Source organism: Pseudomonas sp. A-RE-19 (genome assembly GCF_019956555.1).
Lineage (GTDB): Bacteria > Pseudomonadota > Gammaproteobacteria > Pseudomonadales > Pseudomonadaceae > Aquipseudomonas.
In genome coordinates, this window is sequence record NZ_JAHBDQ010000013.1 from 82,616 (window position 1) to 109,111 (window position 26,496).

The 26,496-nt window shown below is 59.4% G+C and carries 24 protein-coding genes; 9 read left to right on the forward strand and 15 right to left on the reverse strand.

Annotated features, from left to right (window positions below; translation table 11 throughout):
• Window positions 1-14: 14 nt before the first annotated feature.
• From tauA to KGB14_RS10895, 4 genes are all read right to left on the reverse strand, one after another.
• The gene (tauA, locus tag KGB14_RS10880) at window positions 15-992 is read right to left on the reverse strand and encodes a taurine ABC transporter substrate-binding protein (protein ID WP_223486402.1); all 978 of its coding nucleotides are present in this window, start codon (window positions 990-992) and stop codon (window positions 15-17) included.
• 255 nt (window positions 993-1,247) lie between these two features.
• Entirely contained in the window at window positions 1,248-2,831 is a 1,584-nt protein-coding gene (gene gshA / locus KGB14_RS10885) for a glutamate--cysteine ligase (RefSeq protein WP_223486403.1), read from the reverse strand.
• Window positions 2,832-3,087: 256 nt separating this feature from the next.
• Window positions 3,088-3,471, reverse strand: coding sequence for a PaaI family thioesterase (locus tag KGB14_RS10890; RefSeq protein WP_223486404.1), 384 nt, complete (start codon window positions 3,469-3,471; stop codon window positions 3,088-3,090).
• Entirely contained in the window at window positions 3,471-5,795 is a 2,325-nt protein-coding gene (locus KGB14_RS10895; RefSeq protein WP_223486406.1) for a Tex family protein, read from the reverse strand. Before KGB14_RS10895 ends, KGB14_RS10890 begins: the two co-directional genes overlap by 1 nt.
• Window positions 5,796-6,156: 361 nt before the next feature.
• Here KGB14_RS10895 and ompR point away from each other — a divergent pair, with 361 nt between their 5' ends.
• Together ompR and KGB14_RS10905 are read left to right on the forward strand one after the other, a co-directional pair.
• On the forward strand, window positions 6,157-6,897 hold the full coding sequence (gene ompR, locus KGB14_RS10900) for a two-component system response regulator OmpR (RefSeq protein WP_223486408.1): 741 nt from the start codon (window positions 6,157-6,159) through the stop codon (window positions 6,895-6,897).
• Window positions 6,898-7,012: 115 nt separating this feature from the next.
• Window positions 7,013-8,326: an ATP-binding protein gene (locus tag KGB14_RS10905; protein ID WP_223486410.1), complete on the forward strand. Its 1,314-nt coding sequence runs from the start codon at window positions 7,013-7,015 to the stop codon at window positions 8,324-8,326.
• Window positions 8,327-8,429: 103 nt separating this feature from the next.
• Here the strand turns inward: KGB14_RS10905 and rimK are convergent, their stop codons facing one another.
• Window positions 8,430-9,335, reverse strand: coding sequence for a 30S ribosomal protein S6--L-glutamate ligase (gene rimK / locus KGB14_RS10910; RefSeq protein ID WP_223486412.1), 906 nt, complete (start codon window positions 9,333-9,335; stop codon window positions 8,430-8,432).
• Window positions 9,332-9,793, reverse strand: coding sequence for an ATP-dependent zinc protease (locus tag KGB14_RS10915; protein WP_223486486.1), 462 nt, complete (start codon window positions 9,791-9,793; stop codon window positions 9,332-9,334). The genes rimK and KGB14_RS10915 overlap by 4 nt, the downstream gene beginning before the upstream one ends.
• Window positions 9,794-10,022: 229 nt before the next feature.
• Here KGB14_RS10915 and KGB14_RS10920 point away from each other — a divergent pair, with 229 nt between their 5' ends.
• The 3 genes from KGB14_RS10920 (at window position 10,023) to KGB14_RS10930 (ending at window position 13,286) form a co-directional block, all read left to right on the forward strand.
• Complete coding sequence (locus KGB14_RS10920) at window positions 10,023-10,433, forward strand: RNA-binding S4 domain-containing protein (protein WP_223486414.1); 411 nt, start codon at window positions 10,023-10,025, stop codon at window positions 10,431-10,433.
• A 229-nt stretch (window positions 10,434-10,662) separates the two neighbouring features.
• On the forward strand, window positions 10,663-11,565 hold the full coding sequence (gene hslO, locus KGB14_RS10925; RefSeq protein ID WP_223486416.1) for an Hsp33 family molecular chaperone HslO: 903 nt from the start codon (window positions 10,663-10,665) through the stop codon (window positions 11,563-11,565).
• Between the two features lie 179 nt (window positions 11,566-11,744).
• Entirely contained in the window at window positions 11,745-13,286 is a 1,542-nt protein-coding gene (locus KGB14_RS10930) for a phosphoenolpyruvate carboxykinase (protein ID WP_223486418.1), read from the forward strand.
• A gap of 197 nt (window positions 13,287-13,483) precedes the next feature.
• Here the strand turns inward: KGB14_RS10930 and KGB14_RS10935 are convergent, their stop codons facing one another.
• The 5 genes from KGB14_RS10935 to KGB14_RS10955 all read right to left on the reverse strand — a co-directional run bounded on the left by KGB14_RS10935 (window position 13,484) and on the right by KGB14_RS10955 (window position 16,100).
• A complete protein-coding gene (locus KGB14_RS10935) occupies window positions 13,484-14,098 on the reverse strand; it encodes a Fic/DOC family protein (protein WP_223486420.1) in 615 nt (204 codons plus the stop codon).
• On the reverse strand, window positions 14,098-14,268 hold the full coding sequence (locus KGB14_RS10940) for a YhfG family protein (RefSeq protein WP_080370370.1): 171 nt from the start codon (window positions 14,266-14,268) through the stop codon (window positions 14,098-14,100). The genes KGB14_RS10935 and KGB14_RS10940 overlap by 1 nt, the downstream gene beginning before the upstream one ends.
• A 269-nt stretch (window positions 14,269-14,537) precedes the next feature.
• Window positions 14,538-14,855, reverse strand: coding sequence for a DUF1493 family protein (locus tag KGB14_RS10945; protein WP_223486487.1), 318 nt, complete (start codon window positions 14,853-14,855; stop codon window positions 14,538-14,540).
• A 228-nt stretch (window positions 14,856-15,083) separates the two neighbouring features.
• Entirely contained in the window at window positions 15,084-15,380 is a 297-nt protein-coding gene (locus KGB14_RS10950) for a hypothetical protein (protein ID WP_223486422.1), read from the reverse strand.
• A 426-nt stretch (window positions 15,381-15,806) separates the two neighbouring features.
• Window positions 15,807-16,100 (reverse strand): hypothetical protein, encoded by a 294-nt coding sequence (locus KGB14_RS10955; RefSeq protein WP_223486424.1) that lies wholly within the window; start codon window positions 16,098-16,100, stop codon window positions 15,807-15,809.
• 310 nt (window positions 16,101-16,410) lie between these two features.
• Between KGB14_RS10955 and KGB14_RS10960 the strand changes: the two genes are divergently transcribed.
• The 4 genes from KGB14_RS10960 to KGB14_RS10975 all read left to right on the forward strand — a co-directional run bounded on the left by KGB14_RS10960 (window position 16,411) and on the right by KGB14_RS10975 (window position 21,326).
• The gene (locus KGB14_RS10960; RefSeq protein ID WP_223486426.1) at window positions 16,411-16,914 is read left to right on the forward strand and encodes a polysaccharide deacetylase; all 504 of its coding nucleotides are present in this window, start codon (window positions 16,411-16,413) and stop codon (window positions 16,912-16,914) included.
• 422 nt (window positions 16,915-17,336) lie between these two features.
• Window positions 17,337-19,265: an ATP-dependent DNA helicase RecQ gene (locus KGB14_RS10965; protein WP_223486428.1), complete on the forward strand. Its 1,929-nt coding sequence runs from the start codon at window positions 17,337-17,339 to the stop codon at window positions 19,263-19,265.
• A 227-nt stretch (window positions 19,266-19,492) separates the two neighbouring features.
• Window positions 19,493-20,719, forward strand: coding sequence for a 3-hydroxyacyl-CoA dehydrogenase (locus KGB14_RS10970; protein WP_223486430.1), 1,227 nt, complete (start codon window positions 19,493-19,495; stop codon window positions 20,717-20,719).
• A gap of 175 nt (window positions 20,720-20,894) precedes the next feature.
• Window positions 20,895-21,326 carry an acyl-CoA thioesterase gene (locus KGB14_RS10975; RefSeq protein WP_223486432.1) on the forward strand — a complete coding sequence of 144 codons (432 nt, stop codon included), beginning with the start codon at window positions 20,895-20,897 and terminating at the stop codon, window positions 21,324-21,326.
• Window positions 21,327-21,394: 68 nt separating this feature from the next.
• On the opposite strand, the gene KGB14_RS10980 is transcribed toward KGB14_RS10975, so the two are convergent.
• The 4 genes from KGB14_RS10980 to KGB14_RS10995 form a co-directional block, all read right to left on the reverse strand.
• Window positions 21,395-21,886 (reverse strand): glycine zipper domain-containing protein, encoded by a 492-nt coding sequence (locus tag KGB14_RS10980; RefSeq protein WP_223486434.1) that lies wholly within the window; start codon window positions 21,884-21,886, stop codon window positions 21,395-21,397.
• Window positions 21,887-22,226: 340 nt separating this feature from the next.
• Window positions 22,227-24,575, reverse strand: a complete 2,349-nt coding sequence (locus KGB14_RS10985) for an FdhF/YdeP family oxidoreductase (protein WP_223486436.1) — start codon at window positions 24,573-24,575, stop codon at window positions 22,227-22,229.
• The gene (gene fdhD, locus KGB14_RS10990) at window positions 24,572-25,411 is read right to left on the reverse strand and encodes a formate dehydrogenase accessory sulfurtransferase FdhD (protein WP_223486438.1); all 840 of its coding nucleotides are present in this window, start codon (window positions 25,409-25,411) and stop codon (window positions 24,572-24,574) included. Before fdhD ends, KGB14_RS10985 begins: the two co-directional genes overlap by 4 nt.
• A 94-nt stretch (window positions 25,412-25,505) precedes the next feature.
• Complete coding sequence (locus KGB14_RS10995; RefSeq protein ID WP_223486440.1) at window positions 25,506-26,393, reverse strand: LysR family transcriptional regulator; 888 nt, start codon at window positions 26,391-26,393, stop codon at window positions 25,506-25,508.
• Window positions 26,394-26,496 lie beyond the last annotated feature (103 nt).

Sequence of the window (26,496 nt, forward strand, 5' to 3'; positions counted from 1 at the left end):
CGGTTAACTCCCGATCAATTGGTGATGTATTTGGCGCTGACGTACGGCGCGTAGTCCGGCAGCACGGCCTCGACCTTGCCCTGTTCCTTGAGGAACACCGCGGTGTCGGTGATGGCCTTGGTGGTCGGCGCGCCGAGGGTGATCACCTGATCAGCCGCAAGCGGGTACACGTTGCCTTGCAACAGCAATGGAATGTCGCTGGCCTTGGCACCGGAGAGTTTCACCAGTTTGTCTACGTTGCTTTGATTGGCCAGCCAGGCTTGCGGGTCCTTGCGGTAGTCGGCGTAGGCATCAAGGGTCACTTTGGCGAACGCGGTGACGATTTCCGGGTGCTTCTCGGCGAAATCCTTACGCACGATCCAGGCATCGAAAGTCGGTGCGCCGAACTTGGCCAACTCGCCCGAGGTGATCAGCACTTTGCCGTTTTCCTTGGCCACGCCGAGGGCCGGGTCCCACACGTAGGTGGCGTCGATATCACCACGTTTCCATGCAGCGATGATCGCGGGTGGCGCGAGGTTGAGGACGGTGACTTTCGAGGGATCAATGTTCCAGTGTTTCAGCGCGGCCAGCAGGCTGTAGTGGCCGGTGGATACAAACGGTACGGCGACTTTTTTACCGATCAGGTCTTGCGGGGTCTTGATCCCGGAACCGTCGCGGGCGACCAGTGCTTCGGCGGCGCCAATCTGGGTGGCGATGAGGAAAGTTTCCACCGGGACTTTGCGGGTGATTGCAGCCGTCAGGGGGCTGGAACCGAGGTAGCCGATCTGCACGTCGCCGGAAGCGATGGCGGCGATGATGTCGGCGCCGCTGTCGAATTTGCGCCAGTCGATCTTGGCGTGGGTGGCTTTTTCGTAGGCGCCGTCGGCCTGGGCGACTTTGGCCGGATCAACGGTGGTCTGGTAGGCGACGGTCACATCTGCCGCCTGAGCCAGGAGACTCGCTGAAGCCAGAAACGCGGCGGCCAGAAGGCGAAGAGAGGAAGTCAGTTTCATCGGAAAGCTCCTTGTCAGGCGACCGAGGGTCGGCGTGAAAAGGAGACTAAATGATATAAGAATCCGAAAATAAATAACTTTTTCGAATTACCTTATGAGCGGAAAATTCTAAAGGATCAAAAGATCGCAGCCGGCGGCAGCTCCTACAAAGGTAGCGTGCGAATCCGAAATTGCGTGATGCGGGCAAAAAAAATCGCAGCCTCGACACCGTCCCGTAGGAGCTGCCGAAGGCTGCGATCTTTTCACAGACGCCGCTTAATTACTGATCGCCAGAATGCTCGCCTGATACGACCCGACAAACACATCGAAATCGCCGACTTCGTTCTGTTCCAGCTCCACTTGTTGAGCCAGCGACGAGCGCGCCAGTTCTTCAAATTTTGCCTGGTCTTCGCTTGAAAGCGGTTCGCTGCGGAAGAACTCCGCATGCGCTTGGCTCTGACGCAGGGAGAATTGGGCGAAGCTTTCCTTGTGCTCGGCCATCGCCGCCAGCACCTGAGCCGAAGGCGTCAGAGACGAGTCCTTGACCTTGGCCAGTTGTGCGTCCAGTGCCTTGCTGTGGGCATCGCCGCCATGGCTCTGATCCAGCAACGCCGCCAATGGCGCAATCTTTTCCAGCAATTCGCCGGCCCATTCCTTCAGGTCTACCGGGTGCCCGTCGCGTTGCAATTGCAGGCCTGGACGACGACCTTCCTTGACCACGCTGAGGAAGTTCGACGTCGCGTTGCCGCAGCTGGTACTGGTCAACAGCGGGCTGTCGTTCAGCGCGCAGTACAGCAGGAACGCGTCGAGGAACCGCGATTCGGTGAGGTCGATGCCCATCGGCAGGAACGGGTTGATGTCCAGGCAACGTACTTCGACGTACTGAATGCCACGGGCCACCAGCGCCTGAATCGGCCGTTCGCCGGTGTAGGTCACGCGTTTCGGGCGGATGTTGGAGTAGTACTCGTTTTCGATCTGCAGGATGTTGGTGTTGAGCTGAACCCACTCGCCGTCCTGGTGCGTGCCGATCTCGACGTACGGCGCATACGGCGTGGCCACCGCTTTGCGCAGGCTGTCGGTGTAGCTCGACAGGTCGTTGTAGCACGGCGTCAAACCGGCCTGGGCGTTGCTCTGGTAACCCAGATCGCTCATGCGCAGGCTGGTGGCGTACGGCAGGTACAAGGTGTCCGGGTCCAGTTGTTCCAACTGGTGCGAACGACCGCGCAGGAAACCGGCGTCCAGCGCAGGGGAGGCGCCGAACAGGTACATCAGCAGCCAGCTGTAGCGGCGGAAGTTGCGGATCAGCGCGATGTAGGCCGACGACTGATAGTCGCGGTCGGTGCCGACAAAACCTTCGGCCTCTTTGAGCAGCGGCCAGAGCTTTTCCGGCAGGGAAAAGTTGTAGTGAATCCCGGCGATGCACTGCATGGTCTTGCCGTAACGCAGGGCCAGGCCCTTGCGATAGACGTACTTGAGCTGACCGATGTTGGAGGTGCCGTAATAAGCGATCGGGATGTCTTCTTCGGCCGGCAACGGGCACGGCATCGAGGGGCTCCACAGGTACTCGTTGCCGAGCTTGCTGTAGGCAAAACGATGGATCTTATCGAGGCTCGCCAGGGTATCCGCCGGGTCTGGCAGGGCTGGCGTGATGAATTCCAGCAGCGACTCGGAATAGTCGGTGGTGATTTGTTCATTGGTCAGCGCGGAACCCAATGCTTCGGGGTGCGGCGTTTGCGCCAGGCGCCCTTCGCCTGTCACGCGCAGGCATTCACGTTCGATGCCGTGAAGGCACTGTTCGAGCAGAGAGAGGTTAGCGCGCTCGCCGAGCAGAGCCAGGCGGCGGTTGAGAAGTTCGCTCAAGTTGGATTCCTTCACGCGTCAGTCGCCCCAATATGGGGGTGGGCAAGACGGTCTACAAGGGTGAAGTTAAAACTGGCGTTTTCGCCTGGTTTTGGATCGCCACAATCCCTGTGGGAGCGAGCCTGCTCGCGAAGAGGGAGTGTCGGTCAACATTAAAGTCGCCTGGCACACCGCCTTCGCGAGCAAGCCCGCTCCCACAGAAAACTCCAGCGCTGCAATCACAGCGCCGAAATTAACCTAAATCGATGACAGGGAGCTACAGGACAGCGAACGTGCCTTGTGCTTTTGCGACCAGTTTGTCGTCTTGCATCACGTCGGCTTCGACCACCAGCGTGCGACGGCCCGGATGGATCACCCGCGCCGTGCACATCACCTCACCGTCGGCGACGGCGCGGATGTAGTTGATCTTGCACTCGATGGTCGCGCTCTGCTGGTCAAAGCCGTGGGTGCTGGAACAGGCCAGCCCCATGGCAATATCGACCAGACTGAACAAAGCCCCGCCGTGCAGCTTGCCACCGCGATTGCGCAGCTCTGGCTCAAGCGCCAGGGCGACTTGCGCCACCCCGGTTTCCAGGCTGTGCAAGCGACACCCCAGCAGCTTGAAAAACGCGCTTTCAGTTAGCCCGGACGGGATCTCCATCAGCGTTTTTTCAACTGCTTGGCGTTGGCGAACAGCGAGGCCATGGCGTTATTGGCCGGGGCCGCTGCCGTGGTTTCCTTGCGCGGTGCGGTGTTCTGGGATTGGCGTGGTGCCGAACCCGGACGCGCGCCGCGAGCACCGTCGATCTTCTCGCCCGGCGTGTCGCTCATGCGCATCGACAGGCCTACGCGTTTGCGCGGGATGTCGACTTCCATGACCTTCACCTTGACCACATCACCGGCCTTCACCGCTTCGCGCGGATCCTTGATGAATTTCTCCGACAGCGCGGAGATGTGCACCAGACCGTCCTGATGCACGCCGATGTCGACGAAAGCGCCGAAGTTGGTCACGTTGGTCACCACGCCTTCGAGGATCATCCCCAATTGCAGGTCCTTGAGGTCTTCGACGCCTTCCTGGAACTCGGCGGTCTTGAACTCGGGACGCGGGTCGCGACCGGGTTTTTCCAGCTCTTGCAGGATGTCGGTGACCGTCGGCAGACCGAAGGTTTCGTCGGTGTACTTCTTCGGGTCGAGACGCTTGAGGAAGCTTGCGTCGCCGATCAGCGAGCGAATGTCGCGGTCGGTTTCAGCGGCAATACGCTGCACCAGCGGATAGGCTTCCGGGTGAACCGCGGACGAATCCAGCGGGTTGTCGCCGTTCATCACGCGCAGGAAACCGGCGGCCTGTTCGAAGGTTTTTTCACCCAGACGCGCGACTTTTTTCAACGCGGCGCGGGTTTTGAAGGCGCCATGCTCGTCGCGGTGGCTGACGATGTTTTGCGCCAGGGTCGCGTTGAGGCCGGAAATACGCGCCAGCAGTGCCACGGAGGCGGTATTGACGTCCACGCCGACGGCGTTCACGCAGTCTTCGACTACGGCATCCAGACCCCGCGCCAGTTTCAGCTGCGAGACGTCGTGCTGGTATTGGCCGACGCCGATGGATTTCGGATCGATCTTCACCAGTTCAGCCAGCGGATCCTGCAAGCGACGGGCAATCGACACCGCGCCACGGATCGACACGTCCAGATCCGGGAATTCCTTGGAGGCCAGTTCCGACGCCGAGTACACCGATGCACCGGCTTCGGAGACCATGACTTTGGTCATCTTCATGGCTGGGTATTTTTTGATCAGCTCAGCAGCGAGCTTGTCGGTTTCGCGGCTGGCGGTGCCGTTGCCGATGGCGATCAGGTCGACCGAATGCTTGGCGCACAGGGCGGCGAGCACGGCGAGGGTCTGGTCCCACTTGTTGTGCGGCACGTGCGGGTAAACCGTGGCGTGATCCAGCAGCTTGCCGGTGGCATCAACCACGGCGACCTTGCAGCCGGTGCGCAGGCCCGGGTCGAGGCCCAGGGTGGCGCGCGGGCCGGCCGGGGCCGACAGCAGCAAGTCGTGCAGGTTGTGCGCGAACACGTTGATCGCTTCGGTTTCCGCGCCGTCGCGCAACTCGCCCAGCAGGTCGGTTTCCAGGTGGGTGTAGAGCTTGACCTTCCAGGTCCAGCGCACCACCTCGCCCAACCATTTGTCGGCGGCGCGGTTCTGGTTCTGGATGCCGAATTGCTGGCCGATCATGCCTTCGCACGGGTGCATGGTGCCCGGCAGTTCATCGCCGACTTTCAGCGCGGAACTGAGGATGCCTTCGTTGCGGCCACGGAAAATTGCCAGTGCGCGGTGCGATGGCATGCTTTTCAGCGGTTCGTCGTGTTCGAAATAATCGCGGAACTTGGCGCCTTCCTCTTCTTTGCCGGCGATCACGCGGGCACTGAGGGTGGCTTCCTGCTTGAGGTAGTTGCGCAGCTTGTCCAGCAGGCCGGCGTCCTCGGCGAAGCGCTCCATGAGGATGTACTTGGCGCCCTCAAGGGCAGCTTTTACATCGGCCACGCCTTTTTCGGCGTCGATGAAGCGCGCGGCTTCGGTTTCCGGGCTCAGGGTCGGGTCGTTGAACAGGCCGTCGGCCAGCTCGCCGAGGCCGGCTTCCAGGGCGATCTGGCCCTTGGTGCGGCGCTTCTGCTTGTACGGCAGGTACAAGTCTTCGAGGCGGGTCTTGGTGTCGGCGAGTTTGATGTCGCGCTCAAGTGCAGGGGTCAGCTTGCCTTGCTCTTCGATGCTGGCGAGGATGCTGATGCGCCGTTCGTCGAGTTCTCGCAGGTAGCGCAGACGCTCTTCCAGATGACGTAACTGGATGTCATCGAGGCTGCCGGTCACTTCTTTCCGGTAGCGGGCGATGAAGGGAACGGTAGAGCCTTCATCGAGTAGCGCGACGGCCGCTTCGACCTGTTGTGGGCGTACACCGAGTTCCTCGGCGATGCGGCTGTTGATGCTGTCCATAAAACCACCTGACAAATTGTGAAAGCAGGCTCGCAGGCGCAGAGATAAAGGGCTCGGCGAGTCTGGTTGAGCGGCCTGGCGTGCGCCGCTACCTGGATCAACAGGCTTCCCGTTGACCCGTGAAATCGAACAATTACTGCCAGCGCCATGAAAAAAAAGCGGCTACCGGCAATAACGATCAGACGTTGCCTGACACAAAAGGCGGGGCATTATAACCAGCGTTCTGTCCCTTCGGGGGCATCGGTGGCTGTAGGCACAATGCCCGGTTTTCTGGCGGTGAAGGAAAAATCTGCTAACAATGCACACGGTGCGTATAACGGCAGCTACGCCATAATGCGCGCCGAGATCAAAGGAGCATCCAATGAGCAGCACTGCAAACATTGCTGAAGGCGAAAAAATTCTTATTGTTGACGACGATCCAGGGCTGAGCAGCCTGCTGGAGCGTTTTTTCGTCAGCAAGGGCTACCGTGCCCGCGCTGTCCCGAACACCGAACAAATGGACCGCCTGCTGGCGCGTGAAGTGTTCAACCTGGTCGTTCTCGACCTGATGCTGCCCGGCGAAGACGGCCTGACTGCCTGCCGCCGCCTGCGCAGCGCGAACAATCAGATTCCGATCATCATGCTCACCGCCAAGGGCGACGAGCTGAGCCGCATCAAGGGCCTGGAACTGGGCGCCGACGATTACCTCGCCAAGCCGTTCAACCCGGACGAGCTGATGGCCCGGGTCAAAGCGGTCCTGCGTCGTCAGGCGGCCCCGGTGCCGGGCGCCCCGGGCAGCGAAGACGAAAGCGTGACCTTCGGTGACTACGAGCTGTCCCTGGCCACCCGCGAACTCAAGCGCGGCGACGAAGTGCACATGCTCACCACCGGTGAGTTCGCGGTGCTCAAGGCGTTGGTCATGAACGCGCGTCAGCCACTGACCCGCGACAAACTGATGAACCTGGCCCGTGGTCGTGAGTGGGATGCCCTGGAGCGTTCCATCGACGTACAGATCTCCCGCCTGCGCCGGATGATCGAGCCCGATCCGTCCAAACCGCGCTACATCCAGACTGTCTGGGGCGTGGGTTACGTGTTTGTTCCGGATGGCACCGCGACAAAGTGATCGGTGATTTGTAGGAGCGGGTCTTGCGGGCAACGGGTCGGATGACCTTTCCCGCAGACTCGCGATCCGCAATATGCGAGCATCGCTCGCTCCTGCAAGTGTGTAGCGGTTACCCATGAAAACCCCTGTTTGGTTCCCCCAGAGCTTCTTCTCCCGCACCCTGTGGCTGGTGCTGATCGTCGTCCTGTTTTCCAAGGCGCTGACCCTGGTTTATCTGTTGATGAACGAAGACGTGCTGGTGGATCGCCAATACAGTCACGGCGTCGCTTTGACGCTGCGTGCCTATTGGGCCGCTGACGAAGAAAACCGCGCGAAGATCGCCGATGCCGCGACCCTGATCCGGGTGGTGGGCGCCGGTGTGCCGGAAGGCGAACACCATTGGCCTTACAGCGAGATCTACCAGCGACAGATGCAGGCCGAGCTGGGGGGCGACACCGAAGTCCGATTACGCATGCATTCACCGCCGGCGCTGTGGGTCCGGGCGCCTAGCCTGGGCGATGGCTGGCTGAAAGTGCCGCTGTACCCGCATCCGTTGCGCGGCCAGAAAATCTGGAACGTGCTGGGCTGGTTCCTCGCCATCGGCTTGCTGTCCACCGCCTCGGCGTGGATCTTCGTCAGCCAGCTCAATCAACCCTTGAAGCGTCTGGTCTATGCCGCACGGCAACTCGGTCAGGGCCGCAGTGTGCGCCTGCCGATCAGCGACACACCGAGCGAAATGACCGAGGTTTACCGCGCGTTCAACCAGATGGCCGAGGATGTCGAACAGGCCGGGCGCGAACGCGAATTGATGCTGGCCGGGGTGTCCCACGACCTGCGCACGCCGTTGACCCGTTTGCGGCTGTCCCTGGAGCTGATGGGCGATCACAGTGACCTGACCGACGATATGGTGCGCGACATCGAGGACATGGATGCGATTCTCGACCAGTTCCTGGCGTTCATTCGTGACGGACGTGACGAGTCGGTGGAAGAAGTGGACCTCAGCGAGCTGGTTCGCGAAGTCGCTGCGCCGTACAACCAGAACGAAGAGAAAGTGCACTTGCGCCTGGAACCGATTCAGCCGTTCCCGTTGCGTCGGGTGTCGATGAAGCGGTTGCTGAACAACCTGATCGGCAATGCTCTGCATCACGCCGGCAGCGGCGTCGAAGTGGCGGCCTATGTGTCCGGGGACACCAGTGCGCCGTATGTGGTGCTGAGCGTCATGGACCGTGGCGCGGGGATCGATCCGTCGGAGCTGGAGGCAATCTTCAACCCGTTCACCCGTGGTGACCGGGCTCGGGGCGGGAAGGGGACCGGGTTGGGGTTGGCGATCGTGAAGCGGATCGCTTCGATGCACGGCGGGAATGTGGAGCTGCGCAACCGCTCCGGCGGTGGGTTGGAAGCGCGGGTGCGGTTGCCGCTTGGGTTGATGTTGCCGCGGGATGCGGTTTAACGGCTGAAAAAATCGCAGCCTCGCTTCGCTCGACAGCTCCTACAGGAAAATGCGATCCCCCGTAGGAGCTGTCGAGCGAAGCGAGGCTGCGATCTTTTCAGGCTCAACCCTTACCTTTGGTCCGCGTCATATTCGGCCCGCCATTCTTCTCCAGATGCTCGATGATGATTCCCGCCACGTTTTTCCCGGTGGTGATTTCAATCCCTTCCAGCCCTGGCGACGAGTTCACTTCCATCACCAGCGGGCCATGATTGGAACGCAGGATATCCACACCCGCCACCGCCAGGCCCATGACCTTCGCCGCACGCAATGCAGTCATGCGTTCTTCCGGCGTGATCTTGATCAGGCTCGCACTGCCACCGCGATGCAGGTTGGAGCGAAACTCCCCCGGCTTGGCCTGGCGCTTCATCGCCGCGATCACCTTGTCGCCAACCACAAAGCAGCGAATATCCGCGCCGCCGGCTTCCTTGATGTATTCCTGAACCATGATGTTCTGCTTGAGGCCCATGAACGCCTCGATCACCGACTCTGCCGCCGTCGCTGTTTCACACAGCACCACGCCGATGCCCTGGGTGCCTTCCAGCACCTTGATCACCAGCGGCGCGCCGTTGACCATCTCGATCAAGTCGGGAATGTCATCCGGGGAATGCGCAAAACCGGTGACCGGCAAACCGATCCCCCGGCGTGACAGCAATTGCAGTGACCGCAGTTTGTCTCGCGAACGGGCGATGGCCACCGATTCGTTGAGCGGAAACACCCCCATCATTTCGAACTGGCGCAGCACCGCGCAGCCATAAAACGTCACCGACGCGCCGATCCGGGGGATCACCGCATCGAAACCCTCCAGCGGTTTGCCGCGGTAGTGGATTTGCGGCTTGTGGCTGGCAATGTTCATGTAGGCGCGCAAGGTGTCGATCACCACCATTTCATGGCCACGCTCTATACCGGCTTCGACCAGACGACGGGTGGAATACAGACGCGGGTTCCGCGACAGCACAGCGATCTTCATGCAACACCTGTGGAGGAGGTAGATACCGGGAACACCGGCTTGTCTTGTACGTATTTAATGCCCGGATTAACCACCAACTGGCCGTCGATCAGGGCTTTGGAACCGAGTAACAGGCGATAACGCATGGACTTGCGGCAGGCAAGGGTGAACTCGACCCGCCAGACCCGATCACCGAGGGCCAGGGTAGTGCTGACCACGTAACGCATCTGCGCGTGGCCGTTGGAGCTTTTAATGGTTTTCATCGTTACCAGGGGTGCTTCGCAGCGCCGATGCCGCAATTGCACCACCGTGCCCAGGTGCGCGGTGAAGCGCACCCATTGTTCGCCGTCGCGCTCGAACGGCTCGATGTCAGTGGCATGCAGGCTGGAGGTGCTGGCGCCGGTGTCGATTTTTGCCCGAAGGCCCGCGACTCCCAAATCCGGGAGCGCCACCCACTCGCGCAGACCGATAACGGTCAAATGGTCAAATGTCTTCAAAAGTGCTCAACCGGAAAAAACCGCTCAGACCGCGTGCGGCCGAATTCGCGGTATTCACGCAGAATAATGGGTAAAAGGCGACAGATATCTACTGCCCGGATTTCCATCCCTCAATTGCGGGAATGCCTGCATTCTAATCCACAGCGTGATGATTCATGGCACGACAGAAACGGTAGTACAGTTCATCGATATTTCAGAATGAGGTCATCCGATGGCACAAAAAAGCGAAGAGGACGACAAGGTCCGTCTCGATAAATGGTTGTGGGCCGCGCGTTTTTATAAAACACGTGCCTTGGCCAAGGCAGCGATCGAGAGTGGCAAGGTGCATTGGCGGGGCGAGCGCTGCAAGCCGGGCAAGGAGCCGAGGGTCGGCGACGAGTTTCAGATTCGCACCGGCTTCGAGGAACGCACGGTGGTGGTCCAGGCATTATCAATCGTGCGCCGTGGCGCGCCGGAGGCCCAGGCGCTGTATGCCGAGACCGAAGCCAGCATTGCCAAGCGCGAAGCGGCGGCGGCCATGCGCAAGGCCGGGGCATTGGGCGTGAGCACCGATGGCAAGCCGAGCAAGAAGCAGCGCCGGGATCTGTTCAAGTTTCGCGGCTCCAGCAACGACGAGTCGTGACCGTCGTCGGGCGCAGGCTTGCAATTGCCCACCCGTGCAGCCATATGGAGGTATTCGCCAGCGGCGCGTTGAGCGGTGAAAACGCCGCTCGTCGAAAACCGAGGGTCGACCTTGCTTGGAACAACCCCCGGATTGTTCATAAAATGCCGCCATGGCTGAACTTTGCATACCCATGGTGCTGCAAAGGCGCAACTTTCATTTTTTGTAACCATTTCAGATACCCAGACCTATGACCGATCTAGCGGATACCGACTACACCCAACGCTTCATCTTCGATGACAGCGACACTCGCGGCGAGCTGGTGGGGTTGGAGCGTAGCTATGCCGAAGTCCTCGCCAAACACGCCTATCCGGAGCCGGTCGCGCAATTGCTGGGCGAACTGATGGCGGCGGCAGCGTTGCTGGTGGGCACCTTGAAGTTCGATGGCTTGCTGATTCTTCAGGCCCGTTCCGAAGGCCCGGTGCCATTGCTTATGATCGAGTGCTCCAGCGAGCGCGAAATTCGTGGCCTGGCTCGTTACGAAGCCGACCAGATTGCCCCCGACGCGACCCTCGCCGACCTGATGCCCAATGGTGTGCTGGCGCTGACCGTCGACCCGACTCAGGGCCAACGCTACCAGGGCATCGTCGACCTCGACGGCGAAACCCTGTCCGAATGCTTCACCAACTACTTCGTTATGTCTCAGCAGGTCGGCACCCGCTTCTGGCTCTACGCCGATGGCCGTCGTGCCCGTGGTCTGTTGCTGCAGCAATTGCCTGCCGACCGTCTGAAAGACGAAGAAGAACGCGCCGCGAGCTGGCAGCACATCACCGCCCTGGCCAGCACCCTGACCGCCGACGAATTGCTGAGCCTGGACAACGAAACCGTGCTCCATCGCCTGTACCACGAAGAACAAGTGCGTCTGTTCGATGTGCAGAAACTGCGCTTTCATTGCAGTTGCTCCCGGGAACGCTCAGGCAATGCGCTGGTCAGTCTGGGTCTGGAAGATGCGCAGAAGCTGGTCGTCGAACACGGCGGCAGCATCGAGGTCGATTGTCAGTTTTGCAACGAGCGCTACCTGTTTGATGCGGCCGATGTCACCCAATTGTTCGCTGGTGCAGGGGTCGATACGCCGTCAGATACCCGTCACTAAAACGTTTCAGTGCAGGTAAATTCACTGCTTAACGCCGGAATAACGCCGTTCTGACGGGAGGGCCCTACACTTTTTGGGCTTTTCTGGCATAATCCGGCCCACTTTTTTCGCGGTAGTAGTGCACGACTTTCTACTACAAAACGTTTGGAGCACTCGGCCACTGGCCGACGGGGAACCTCATGACGCAAGCCAATAACGCCGTGTACACCGATCTGAGTGTTGATGATCTGGTTAAAGAAGCCCTGAATCGCGGTGAAGGCGAGCTTGCCGATACCGGCGCGCTGGTTGTTCGCACCGGTCACCGTACCGGCCGTTCGCCAGTCGATCGTTTCATCGTTGAAGAGCCGACCACCCAGGACGCCATTGCTTGGGGGCCGATCAACCGCAAGTTCCCGGCCGACAAGTTCGATGCCCTGTGGGCTCGCGTCGAGGCGTTCAACAACGCGCAAGAACATTTCGTTTCCCACGTGCACGTAGGTTCGGCTGAAGAGCATTACCTGGCCGTGAAAATGACCACCCAGACTGCCTGGCAGAACCTGTTCGGTCGTTGCCTGTTCATCAACCCGGCCCAGTACAACCCGGCCGGTCGTGAAGAGTGGCAAGTTCTGAACGTCGCCAACTTCGAATGCGTGCCAGAGCGTGACGGCACCAACTCCGACGGCTGCGTGATCATCAACTTCGCCCAGAAGAAAGTGCTGCTGGCGGGCATGCGTTACGCCGGCGAAATGAAGAAAGCCATGTTCTCGGTGCAGAACTTCCTGCTGCCGGCCGCCGACGTGTTGCCAATGCACTGCGCCGCCAACATCGGCGAAGAGGGCGACGTGACCCTGTTCTTCGGTCTGTCCGGCACCGGCAAGACCACCCTGTCCGCCGACGAAAGCCGTTACCTGATCGGTGACGACGAACACGGCTGGGGCGAGGGCGTGGTGTTCAACATCGAAGGCGGTTGCTATGCCAAGTGCATCGACCTGTCCGAGAAGAACGAGCCAGTCATCTGGAAAGCCATCAAGCACGGCGCAGTCTTGGAAAACGTCGTTATCGACGACGCCAAGCACGCCGACTACACCGATGTCAGCCTGACCCAGAACAGCCGCGCCGCCTACCCGCTTGAGCACGTTGCCAAGCGTTCCGAGAAGAACCTCGGTGGCGAGCCGAACGCAGTGATCTTCCTGACCTGCGACCTGACCGGCGTGCTGCCGCCAGTGTCGATCCTCAATGAAGAACAAGCCGCTTACCACTTCCTGTCCGGCTACACCGCACTGGTGGGCTCGACCGAAATGGGTTCCGGCAGCGGCATCAAGTCGACCTTCTCCACCTGCTTCGGCGCACCGTTCTTCCCGCGTCCGGCTGGCGAATACGCCGAACTGCTGATCAAACGCATCCGCGGCTTCGGCTCCAAGGTCTACCTGGTCAACACCGGCTGGACCGGTGGCGGCTACGGCGTCGGCAAACGCTTCAACATCCCGACCACTCGCGGCGTAATCGCAGCGATCCAGAGCGGCGCGTTGATCGGTGCTGAGACTGAGCACCTGGACACCATCAACCTGGACGTGCCGTTGGCTGTGCCGGGCGTTGAGACTGGCTTGTTGAACCCACGTAACACCTGGGCTGACAAGGCTGCTTATGATGAAGCCGCGAAAGCACTGGCTGGGTTGTTTGTTGAGAACTTCAAGAAGTTTGAAGTGAGCGACGCGATCAAGGCTGCTGGGCCGAAGTTGTAAGATTTGGTTTGATGTAATGAAAAAGCCGCCCTTTGGGGCGGCTTTTTTGTGGGCGTCGATTTTATCTAACCCTCTGCCCCTGCCAAAAAACACTAAGGTTCTACGAAAATCTACCAGGGGCGGGGAAGTTGGGGGCGGGCGAGGTTCATTGCGGGTGCATCCAATTTCCGTGTAGACGACTTTTGAGGTTAGAACTCTCAGTTCTGTGATAGCGACGTGTCCAGCGGATCACCAATACAACGCTCGAAAATAGCTTCCAGGCCACGGTAGTCGCACGTTACTGCGTCGATATTTGCAGGGATCCAAGCCTCATCTTTGACTAGCCACCAATCGACGGCAAAACCTGCATTGATGATGATCTGTTCAAACAAAATACGTTGAGTTCGACCATTCCCTTCGCGGAAAGGATGGATAACGTTTAGATCGCCGTACGCCTCAGCTATGTTAATGACTAGCTCGGCTTTGCTGGTGCCTATGAACCAAGCAGCGTTTTTCATGGTACGGAAGATTTTTTCGGCTTCTGGGATGATTCGTTCTGCGGTACAAAAAAGCGTATCGCCTTTTTGGATATTCACAGTTCTCGGCAGTCCAGCCCATTCGTAGATGTCGCAGAACAAGGACTTATGGATATGCTGCAACAGGCTGAGGTCGTACGGGGGAGGGAGGAGGCGAAATTTGTCGGCAGCGATTTCTGATAGCTCTCGCTCTGCTTTCTGTAGCTGCTCTTCATCATGGATGTTGAGCAGATTACGTAGAACGTCGCTATCAGGGTAGCAATAGGGGTCTTGGCCGACCCCGTATTTATCCACCATTAACGTGGATTCTGACGATATTTTTTGAGTACCGATTCCCGCGTTGGGAGCGGTTTTTCAGCATCGGCACGTGTGGTGTCGAAGCCTTCAAGACGTAAGCTCGCCAAATAATTCGACCGACGGACCTTGTCGTAATAATCCTGCTTTTGCTGAAACGTCAGTTCGCTCATGACATCTGCCTCTCGGTGCAATGTTCAAGTGTAGCTCAAACGACCTGGCAAATAGGTCGGTATTTTTGATGCTTTTGGAGCTTCCAGACTGCTGGTTTCTCCAGCCTTTGAACCATGCACGTCAGAATATTCCTCACTCGCAGTCGCGCAATACGCGGGAGAAGTGCCGCAGTTTTTTTCTAGCCATACAGCTAATATTCCTTCACTTCTGAGGTGATAACGCCAGAATAATTGCAGTTATATAGACCGTTTCAGCCACGTAACCTGCTCTACTGGCTCTCCAGTTCCTGCGTATCCCACCGTTGCACCTTGATCGCTTGGTAGAGCATGCCGACGGTCAGCGGGACTTTGTCGCCACGACCCTTCGCCCTGCGCTTGAGAAACACATCAAACCCTTCCGGCTGAAAGTAGCGATAGGCGTCGTAGTCCACGAAGTCGATCCCAAACTGTTCTTCCAACGCTTCCATCAAATGCCGCGCATCAGCGCCATCACAGCCCAGGTCAAAATTGATCGAGGTGGTGAGGCTGATGGTTTTGCGTTCCGGCAGGCCGAGTTCTTCGTGCAACAGCTGCATGAGCAGGCGCATGGTGTGGTCGTCGGTCTTAGGAATTTCTTTGACTTGCAACGCATCAACATGGAATTCACGGGAAGGCCGACGCTCTCCCCGTAAGATCTCGTCCATCTGCTGCACGCTTTCCATCAGCTCATCAAAAAACTTGCCCATGGTTATCTCCAGTGTTCGATGAGGGCTTTCATTCATCTGTTCAGTTGATCGTTCTCACGCAGAGCGTGGGAACGATCCGTTCACTCGGCGTCAGGCAGGCGCTTTCCAATTCATCATGCGTTGCTGGGCGACTTTCAGTAGGTCGCAGCCATCCTGGGTCAGGAGGAAGAGCGCGTGGGTGATGTGGGGAATGTCTTCGACGTCGCCGTGTTTGAAGCAAACGCAGTGCAGGGTTTTGAGGAGATCACTGGAGGCTCGGATGCGCTGGAGGGCGGCTTCTAGGATGTCTTGCGGGTTGGCCTCTGTGTCGATGATCAGGGGCGGGGTGTCGGTGAGGTTGGTTTGGAGTGGGTGGTAGCGATCGGTGAACGGATTCCATTTATTCATGATGTGTAATCTCGAATGCATCAGGAGGACCGCTGCCATCGTGACCAAGCGATGGGAGGCGGGCTGTGTTCGGGTTGGTCAACCGGTGAGATCACACGCTTACCCGGCACGTCCGAAGACGTCCCAAACACAGCCGCCATAAAGCGTACTGACACAAAAGCGTCAGCAGCATACAACGGGTGCGTGCGTAGATCTAAATCGAGTGACCAAACCCGAGCCGCTGATTTGGCAGCGGCAGTCGCGACTATAGGTGTGAGCCGCCGGGCAGCGATAGGCGACAAGGTGTCTTCGGTTGTAGGAACGGGATGAAGCTTTGATAGGTCGTTGCCTACAGATTTGTTTCCCTCTTTTGATTGTATTCAGACACACCGCGTTTTCGTTTTTCGCGGGCAAGCCTGGCTCCTACAGAGGGTCGTGGTCTGGGTCTCAATCCGCTGTGGTTTTCGGCAGGCGTTGCCGGGCGATTTCGAGCAGTTCGTTGCCGTCCTGGGTCAGCAGGTATAGCGCGTTGACGATGTTTGGAATGTCTTTCACATCGGCCTGTTTGAAGCACAGGCAATAAAGCGTTTCGAGCAGGTCGCTGGCGGCGCGGATGCGTTGCAGGGAGGCGTCGAGAATTTCGTGGGGATTGGCTTCGGTGTCGACGACCAACACGGGGGTATCGCTGTAGCTGGTTTTGAGCGGGCGATAGCGGTCTGTTAACGATTGGAACGTGGTCATCGAGGTCAGTCCTGTAGGAAGTCGTGCAGTCTCGCTGGCAGGCTGGCACAGTGTTTTCAGCCGCGTCGGAAACTATAGAGGGCTGTGGCGAGACACCGCAAGGTGACGCAAATGGACAGGTTTTGTAGGGGGTTTATTGGCGTTGTCGCCCTTTGCCTACACGCGCCTTGAATATTTTTTAAGCTTTTCCCCGAGAGGTCGATATTCCTACGGGATTGTCAGGCCCGACGCACTAAACCGCTGTAGGGTGCGCGCCAGAATTTGTAGGACGTTTCGAAGCGTCTGAGTCGACTCTTAAAGGGAATTAGGTATGCAATGGCTACGTATGGCCTCGATTTTATTGTTGTGGGCCGGTGTTTGTCGGGTAGTGGGCGCTGCTGACGTCGGTCATTCGCTGGTCCTCGCGAACATGGAGCGAACCGGTTGGCCGGATGCGCTGATCACCCAAGCGGACATCGACACCGCCTCTCGCGCCGAGGTGTTGATGGTGGGCAAGGCGCTGCTGGCCAGCGAAGCGCTGGATGAACAGGGGCTGAAACAGCGACTGGGTGTGCAGGCTGTGAAGCTCAAGTCGGTCAGGCAGGTGCGTGACGGGTTGTGGGATCGGTTGTTGGTCACCTACCGTGGCGCCAGTCAGGACTGCGACGACGAACCCTTCTGCCCCCGTGCGCGCAGTGTCGCCGATTTGCGTCAGCTGGCGGCGGCGTTTACTGGCGAAATCAGCCCGGCCTTTGCGGTTTGGGTGAGCAAGAGTCAGGTGTTTCACGAGCGGGCGCTGGATGAGCAGTTGCGGGTGGCGGTGTTGAGACCGTAGCCACCCGACGTCAGTCAATCGATGACTAAGTCTGTGAGGCGCCGACCAGCGTTGTGGACGCAGCGAGGAGCGGGTTGTCGTCAGGGAGCTTCATGCATCCGCTCAGTAGCAGGGATGCTAAGACAAGGGCGATTGGAAAAAGCAGAGTGTTGGGCATGGTTGTTCCTTCATAAGGATCCGCGTGCAGGCGTCTTGCCTTGATGAAAACTTTGCGGATGATGGTTTTCTCGGGGTGAACCTTACCGGCTGCCAGGGGACTGATGTGAGAGGGCAAAGTGCCTCGTTTGTTTCAATCTGTGGCGAAGGAATCGATGGGGTGAAGCTGTATCATCCCGTATCGTTTTTGCCCCCGACCTTTTCTCGACTCGCTGCGTTTGCCGGCTAGGCTTTGGGCTTCGCAGCGGTCAACGGAGTGACAGCCTATGCACAACACCCTGGAACAGGTTTTCGGTTATCCACAGTTTCGGCCCGGCCAGGAGGCGGCGGTCAGTGCTGTGTTGGCCGGGCGCTCGGCAGCGGCGATTTTCCCGACCGGTTCGGGCAAGTCTCTTTGTTATCAACTGCCGGCCTTGTTGCTGCCGCACCTGACATTGGTTGTGTCGCCCCTGTTGGCGCTGATGCAGGATCAGTTAGCGTTCTTGCAGCGCCATGGCATTGCGGCGGGCAGTATCGATTCGGCTCAGAGCCGTGATGACGCCAGTGACGTGATGGCCCGGGCCAAGTCTGGCGAGTTGAAGATTCTGATGATTTCCGTGGAGCGCCTGAAGAACGAGCGCTTCCGTAATTTCTTGCAGCAAGTGCCCATCTCGCTGCTGGTAGTGGACGAGGCGCACTGCATCTCGGAGTGGGGCCACAACTTCCGCCCCGATTACCTCAAGCTGCCGGACTACCAGCGCCAGTTCAACATCCCTCAGGCCCTGCTGCTGACCGCCACCGCGACACCCAAGGTGATCGCCGACATGGAGGCCAAATTCGCCATCGCCCCCGAGGATGTAGTGACCACCGGTTTCTACCGACCCAACCTCAATCTGCTAGTGGAACCGGTACGCGGCCAGGACAAGCGCCGCCGCCTTGTCGAGTGGATGAGCCAGCGTCCCGGCCAGCCGAGCATCGTCTACGTGACCCTGCAGAAAACCGCTGAGCACATCGCCGAACACCTTGGGCGAAACGGCATACAGGCCGAGGCCTATCACGCCGGTTTGCCCCATGAGCAACGGGAAGGGATACAGAAGCGATTCATGGGCGGGCAGTCCAATTGCATCGTCGCCACCATCGCGTTCGGCATGGGCATCGACAAAAGCGATATTCGCAATGTGGTGCATTTCGACCTGCCCAAATCCATCGAAAACTACAGCCAGGAAATCGGTCGCGCCGGGCGTGACGGGCAGCCGTCCGATTGCCTGGTATTGGCCAACCGCGACAGCCTCAACGTGCTGGAAAACTTCGTCTACGGCGACACGCCGGAACGGGACGGCATTCGCCACGTACTCGACGAGCTGCAAGCCGCCGCGCCAGACGGGCAGTGGGAGTTTCTGCTGGGGCCGCTGGCCGATCAAAGCAACATTCGCCAGTTACCGCTCAAGACCTTGCTGGTGCAGCTGGAGCTTCGCGGAATAATCGCACCGCGTTATGCCTATTACGCGGAGTACCGTTTCAAGTATTTGCAGGAGCCCGAGGCTTTGCTGGCCCGTTTCGAGGGTGAGCGCAGGGACTTCGTCTCGGCGATCATTCAGACCTCCAGTCGCGCACGAACCTGGGCCACAGTGAATTTCGATGCGCTGTATGAGCAGCATTCCGCTGAGCGTAGCCGAGTGGTCAAGGCGCTGGATTACTTCCAGGAAAAGGGTTGGGTCGAGCTTGAGAGCAAGCAGATGACCGAGGTTTACAGCCTGCAGCAAGCGGACTTCGATTCCCAAACCCTGAGCGCTGAATTGCACGCCTACTTCACCCGGCACGAGCGCACCGAGGTCGCGCGGATTCACGCCATGCTGGATCTCTTTGCCACCGACCACTGCCTGGGTTACCGCCTGGCCGAATACTTTGGCGATGAAAACGCACCGAAGCAGTGCGGGCATTGTTCGGTGTGTCACGGCCACGTGGCACGGCTGCCAGCACCACCGGAATTGCCAGCGCTTGTGGATAAAAACTTCGCGGCGTTGTGTGGTGATTTTATCCACAGGCACGAGCAGCACACAGGCCACGTCCCTTCGGCTGAACGCGTAACAAGATTTCTATGCGGGATTAGCGTGCCGTTGTTTACCAAGCTCAAGGCGCGGGCGATTCCGGGGTTTGCGGCGTTGGAGGATTATCCGTATGCCGAAGTCCGAAAATGGGCGGAGGCAAACCTCTAACCTGTAGGAGCTGCCGAAGGCTGCGATCTTTTGATCTTTGGCGATGCTGAAATGGCCGAAGATCAAGATCAAAAGATCGCAGCCTTCGGCAGCTCCTACGGGGGAGTCGGTGTTTTTGAAAGCACATCCATCCGCTGAATGTCGCTCATCACAGGAATACATTTCAAAAAAGCCCGGCGCCTGACTATGGTGAGGACTGTCTTTGGATCGCCAACAAGAGAACAACCATGAGCCAGACACCGTTCGATATTCAGCGCGCCGCCGTGATTGGCGCGGGCACCATGGGCCGTGGCATTGTCATGTGCCTGGCCAACGCCGGGGTGCCGGTGCAGTGGGTCGATAACAATCCGCAGATGCTTGAGCAAGCGCTGACCAGCGTGGCGGAGACTTACGCCCACAACGTGCGCCAGGGGCGGATCGATCAGGCTGAAGCGGATGCGCGTATTGCACGGGTCACGGCGGCTGCCGATTACGCAGCGATCCGCGATGTCGATCTGGTCATCGAAGCGGTTTACGAAAACCTCGAACTGAAGCAAAAAATCTTCCGCGAACTCGACGGCTTGCTCAAACCTGAAGCGATTCTGGCCAGCAATACCTCGGCGCTGGACATCGACGCGATTGCTGCTGCCACTCGCCGTCCGCAGCAAGTCCTGGGCCTGCACTTTTTCAGCCCGGCGCACATCATGAAATTGCTGGAGATCGTGCGTGGCTCCCAGACGGCGCCGGCGGTGCTTGATTCTGCCCTGGCGCTGGGCAAACGCATGGACAAGGTCAGCGTGGTCTCGGGCAACTGCCACGGCTTCATCGGCAACCGCATGTTGCATCCCTATGTGCTCGAAGCGCGCAAGATGCTGCTGGAGGGCGCTTTGCCTTATCAGGTGGATGCGGCGCTGCAAGGTTTTGGTTTCGCCATGGGGCCGTTCCGCATGTACGACGTGGTTGGCATCGACCTCGAATGGCGCGCTCGGGAACTGGCTGGCAAGGGGCAGGATGCGCCGGAGGTTCAAGTGGACAACCGTTTGTGCGAGCTGGGGCGTTTCGGTCAGAAGAGTGGTGACGGGTATTACCACTACGAACCGGGCAGTCGTCAGGCCGAGCACGATGTGAAAGTCGATGCGCTGGTGCTGGAAGTCAGCAAAAGGTTGGGGTTCCAGCGTCGCGAAATTGGCCCTGAAGAGGTTCTGGAGCGCTGTTTGCTGGCGCTGGTCAACGAAGGGGCGAAGATTCTTCAGGGAGGCATTGCGGCGTCGGCGCACGACATCGATCTGGTGTACCTCAATGGCTATGGCTTCCCGGCGGACAAGGGCGGGCCGATGGCCTGGGCGGATCAGCAAGGGTTGAAAGATATTCATCTGCGGTTGTTGCAGCTTGAGACCAAGCAGGGCGATCACTGGGCGCCGGCGCGGTTGATTGGTGATCTGGCGGCAGAGGGTAGAGGCTTTGCTGACATGTGATCTTATGTGGTGTCTGTGACGGCCTAATCGCGAGCAAGCTCGCTCCCACAGTTGATCTTCATTGATCACGGAATTTGTGTACGACCGAAATCCAGTGTGGGAGCGAGCCTGCTCGCGAAGGGGGACGACGCGGTTTCACCTTAAACTAGCCATTCAACTCCAGGAACCGACACTGATGTCCAACCCGATGCCCCAACGCACCGACTACCCCCACTTCCAGCCCATCACCACCCGCTGGCACGACAATGACACCTATGGTCACGTCAACAACGTCACCTACTACAGTTTTTTCGACACAGCGGTGAACACCTACCTGATCGAAGTCGGCGGCCTGGATATTCATGACGGCGAGGTGGTGGGTTTTGTGGTGAGCTCGGCTTGTGATTATTTTGCCTCCATCGCTTTCCCGGACCGGATCGAGATCGGCCTGCGGGTGGGCAAGTTGGGCAACAGTTCGGTGCAGTATGAGCTGGCGGTATTCAAGGCCTTCGATGATGAGGCCTGCGCAGCGGGGCGCTTCGTGCATGTATTCGTGGATCGAGCGTCGAATCAACCGGTGGCGATTCCTGCCGGGTTGCGCGGGGCATTGGAGCGACTGGCGGTTTGAGGCGCAAAAAAAATCGCAGCCCTTGGGCTGCGATTTTTGATCTACCGGTCAACGAGGCGATTCAAGCCTCAGTCGCGATAGCGATGGTGATGCTTGCGATGGCCGTAGGCATGGCCGCGACCTGGATGGCCGTCACGGTAGTAGCGACGATCATCATCGTCATAACCACGACGATAGGAACGACGATCATCGTCGTCATTGCTACTGTTGCCCATGTGGTTACCCAGTGCGCCACCGACGCCGCCGCCTGCTGCGGAGCCGATCAGGCTACCGGTGGTGCCACCCATGCTGCGGCCGACCACGTTACCGCCTGCTGCGCCCAACGCACCGCCAATGGCGGCTTCGCCACGGCTGTGTCTGTCTGCGCCGACTGCGCTACCACCCGCGCCGCCCAGGGCCGCGCCAATGGTTGAACCTGTACTGCCGCCTAACGACTGACCGACGACCGAGCCAAGAACCCCGCCCAATGCGCCGCCCACACCTGCTTCGGTGGTGCCGCCAGCAGAAGCGAAGCCACTAGCCAGGCTAAGGGACAACAAGAGAATCGAGGAGAACTTCATAGAGGAACCTCAAGGGGATGACGGCGCGATCCTGAGGCTGTGTCACGGTTGTGACAATAGAAATCCGACGAGTAACACGACTTGAGCACAATTCTATAAGTTACTGTTTTTTGGGCGGAACTTAAGTGTTTTTCACCGGTCTTTAACTACTTCGCAAAGGCCGTTTTTATACAAAAACGGCCTTTTTTGTGGGCGATTGAAAAATGGGGGGGCAGCGACATCGCCAAAAGATCGCAGCCTTCGGCAGCTCCTACAGAGGCTGCGTTCACCCGCAATGTCGGGTTGGAACACGGACTGTGGGAGCGAGCCTGCTCGCGATGGCGTCTGCTCAGACGCTGCGTTACGCCGACTTCGCCATAATCAACCCAGTCTCACTCGCCGCCTCCAACCGAATCGCCACAAACTTCGACGTCGGCGTATGGCTGCCATCCCCGGTGCTTTCCAGCGGCACCAGCGGGTTCACTTCCGGGTAATACGCCGCCGCTTGCCCGGCGGGAATATCAAACGCCAACAGCGTAAAGCCCTTCACCCGCCGCTCGCGGCCATCATCCCAGATCGACACGATGTCAGCCTTCTGCCCGGGCTTGAACCCCAGGCGAATGATGTCGGCTTCATTGACGAACAACACATCCCGCTGACCTTTCACCCCGCGATAACGGTCATCAAGACCATAAATCGTGGTGTTGTACTGATCATGCGAGCGCATCGACTGCATGATCAGGTCCGGCAATATGCCGGTGGCGCGGGTGCGTTCGTGCACCAGGTGTTTGGGCAGCATGTTCGCGCGGAAATTGGCCCGACCCGATGGCGTATGCCAGCGACGTGCGCCGGCGCTGTTACCCAGGTGGAAACCGCCCGGGTTCTGAATCCTCTCGTTGAAGTCCCGGAAGCCCGGGATGGTGTCGGCGATCAGGTCGCGGATGCGGCGGTAATCGGCCACCAGCCAGTTCCAGTCCACCGGTTTGCTGCCCAGGGTCGCGGCGGCAATACCGGCAATGATTGCTGGCTCCGAGCGCATCTGGTTCGACAGCGGCTGCAACTGACCGTTGGAGGCGTGGACCATGCTGAACGAGTCTTCCACGGTCACCGCTTGGGCGCCTTCGGTCTGGATATCGATGTCGGTACGGCCCAGGCACGGCAGGATCAGCGCCTCTTTACCGTGGGCCAAATGGCTGCGGTTGAGCTTGGTGCTGATCTGCACGGTCAGGTCGCAGTTGGCCAGGGCCTGGAAGGTGCGGGTGCTGTCTGGCGTGGCTTGGGCGAAGTTACCGCCCAGACCGATGAAGACTTTTGCGCGGCCGTCGGCCATGGCGTGAATCGCCTCGACCACGTTGTGGCCGTTTTCACGCGGCACCTTGAACTGGAAGCGGCGCTCCAGGGCGTCGAGGAACGCCACGGGTGGACGCTCGTTGATACCCATCGTCCGGTCGCCCTGCACGTTACTGTGGCCACGCACCGGGCACAGACCGGCACCCGGCCGGCCGATGTTGCCGCGCAACAGCATGAGGTTGGCGATTTCCTGGATGGTCGCCACCGAATGGCGATGTTGGGTGATGCCCATGGCCCAGCACATGATCACGTTCTTGCCTTTGGCATACATGCGCGCCGCTTGCTCGATCTCCACCTGGGTCAGGCCGGACTGCTCGACGATCTGCTCCCATGGGGTGTCGTCGATGACGCCCATGTATTCCAGCACGTTGACGGCATGTTCATTGAGGAAGTCGTGATCGAACACCGCCGGGGCGCCAGCCTTCTGCGCGTCGCGTTCCCATTGCAGCAGGAATTTCGCCATGCCGCGCAGCACCGCCATGTCACCGCCCAATGCCGGTCGGAAGTACGCGGTGTTGGTCGGCTTGTCGCCGTTGGTGAGCATTTCCAGCGGGTGCTGCGGATGCTGGAAGCGCTCCAGACCGCGTTCTTTCAGCGGGTTGACGCACACCACTTGCGCGCCGCGTTTCACCGCTTCTCGCAGGGGTTCGAGCATCCGTGGGTGGTTGGTGCCGGGGTTCTGGCCCCAGACGAAAATCGCATCGGCGTGTTCGAAATCATCGAAGGTCACCGTGCCTTTGCCAACGCCGACACTTTGCGCCAAGGCCACACCGCTGGCCTCGTGGCACATGTTCGAACAATCGGGAAAATTGTTGGTGCCATAGGCGCGCACGAACAGCTGATAGAGGTACGCCGCTTCGTTGCTGGCGCGACCCGAGGTGTAGAACTCGGCCTGATCCGGGCTCGACAGGCCGCGCAGATGCTTGGCGATCAGGGTGAAGGCTTCATCCCAGCTGATGGGTTGGTAGCGATCGGTTTCGGCGTTGTAGCTCATCGGCTCGGTAAGGCGGCCCTGATATTCAAGCCAGTAGTCGCTCTGCTCCAGCAGGGAGCTGACGCTGTGTTTGGCGAAGAACGCGCCGTCGACACGCCGTTTGGTCGCTTCCCAGTTCACCGCTTTGGCGCCGTTCTCGCAGAACATCACCATGCCCTTTTCCGGAGAATCGCCCCAAGCACAACCGGGGCAGTCGAAGCCGCCGTTCTGGTTGGTCTTGAGCATTATGCGGATGTTCTTCAGCGCGTTGTCGCTGGTCAACCAGGCTTGGGCGACGCTGATCAGTGCGCCCCAGCCACCGGCTGGGCCTTTGTAGGGCTTGTAGCGGGGGACGGGTTTCTGGTCGGCTTGACGATGTTGGCTCACGCTTGATTCTCAATTGCAGGGCTGTAGACCCGTGGCGCACTTTTCTGCGGCAGGTGGATGAGGTTGAGGTTGTGTCGACGGGCCCATTGCACGGCAAGGCCCGTGGGTGACGACAGGCTGACCAGGGTCTGGATGCCTGCGCGTAAAACTTTCTGGATCAATTCGAGGCTGCAACGGCTGGTGACAATCGCCAGACCGCCAGTGGTGGGGATTTTCTGGCGGACCAACCCGCCAATCAGCTTGTCGAGGGCGTTGTGCCGGCCGATGTCTTCGCGGCCCAACAGCAATTCGCCTTTAGCGTTCATGAACACTGCCGCATGCACCGCGCCGCAATACTGGCCCAGCGGCTGGAATTCGCTGATGCGCTGGCGCAGGCCGTCCAGCCATTCGGCCGGGGGTAGCGGGGCGCCGGGCAACACTTTGAGGTCGGGCAGCGCTTGCTCCACCGCTTCCACGCCACAGAGCCCGCAACCGCTGGTGCCGGCCAGTTGCCGACGCTGCTGCTTGAGGTTCCAGAAGGCGCGATTGGCGATGGTCACTTGCGCGTATTGCGCCGAACCCGAGCCGCTGAGTTGCAGGTCGTAGATGTCTGAAGCGTCTTCGATGATGCCGCTGCCGAGGCTGAAGCCGACGATGAAGTCTTCAAGGTCCGTTGGCGTCACCAACATGACCGCCTGGCTGATGCCGTTATAGGCGATCGCCAACGCGACTTCCTCGGCCAACGCGGTGCTGGCCGATTCGGTGTACTCAAGGTTGCTGTAACTGTATGTCTGGCTTGCGGCGGTCGCGGGTGTTTCAACAGCGGGCGCCGCGCGGGTAGGGCGCTTGGCGTTCATTAGGCATCACCGACGGTTTGGTCAGCTTTAAGCCTAGGCGCGTCAACGGGTCGCGTCTAATTGCTATTACTGATCTGATGATAGATGACGTCGATCAAGAGTCTGTCGGTGATTTCTGATAGATCGCGAAACAGGCTTCTGCGAGCGCCGAACGGGGAGCGCTGCGACGCATGATCAGCCCCAGCCGGGCGAGGGTCCGGGCGCTTTCGATGGGTTGGAGGCGCAAGTGATCGGTGAGGTTTTCCAGGCCACCGTCCAATGGCATCACGGCGCAGCACAGGCCTCCATGCACGGCTTGTAACAATTGGTGGACCGAATCGGTTTGCAGCAACGGCTGTGGGGTCAGGTTACGGCTGTGGAAGTTATGGTCGATGGACTGGCGAAAATGCATGCCGCTGGTGAGCATGCCCAAGGGCAGTTCGATCAGCGACTCCCAGCTCAGTGGCGCCTCGCCAAAATTGAAGAAGCGCTGATCGTAGAGCAAGCCGATGCGGGTTTCGCTGAAAGCCAGGGAATCGAAACGTTCGCCGTCCAGGCGTTCCAGATAGGAAACGCCGAGGTCGAGGCGATTGTTTGCCAGTTGTTCAAGGATCTGTTCGGAACTCAGGGCCGAGAGTTCGAAGCGCAGATTCGGATGTTCGGCGTGCAGGCGTTGCATCAGCGGTATCGGGTCGAAACTCGACAGCGGCACCACCCCCAGACGCAACGTCCCCACGAGGTTACCGCGACAGGCTGCCGCTTCGGCCTGCAAACCGTCGTAGGCCGCCAGCACCGTACGCGCCCACGCCAGCACACGCTCACCCGGCGCGGTAAAACCTTCGAAGCGTTGGCCACGGTTGACCAGCGGCAGTTCAAGCTCTTCTTCGAGGCTGCGCAGGCGCATGGACAGGGTCGGCTGGGTGATGTGACAGCGTGCGGCGGCCTGGCCGAAGTGCCGGGTTTCGTCGAGAGCGATGAGGAATTTGAGCTGCTTGATGTCCATCTTCGCTCCAGGGCGTGGGCAGGGTTTGCGATTCTACCGCCTGCGCGGGGTTGGGTCATTGGTGGCCGGGAACCGGGTTTTGGAAGGCTGGTCTAGTCTTTGG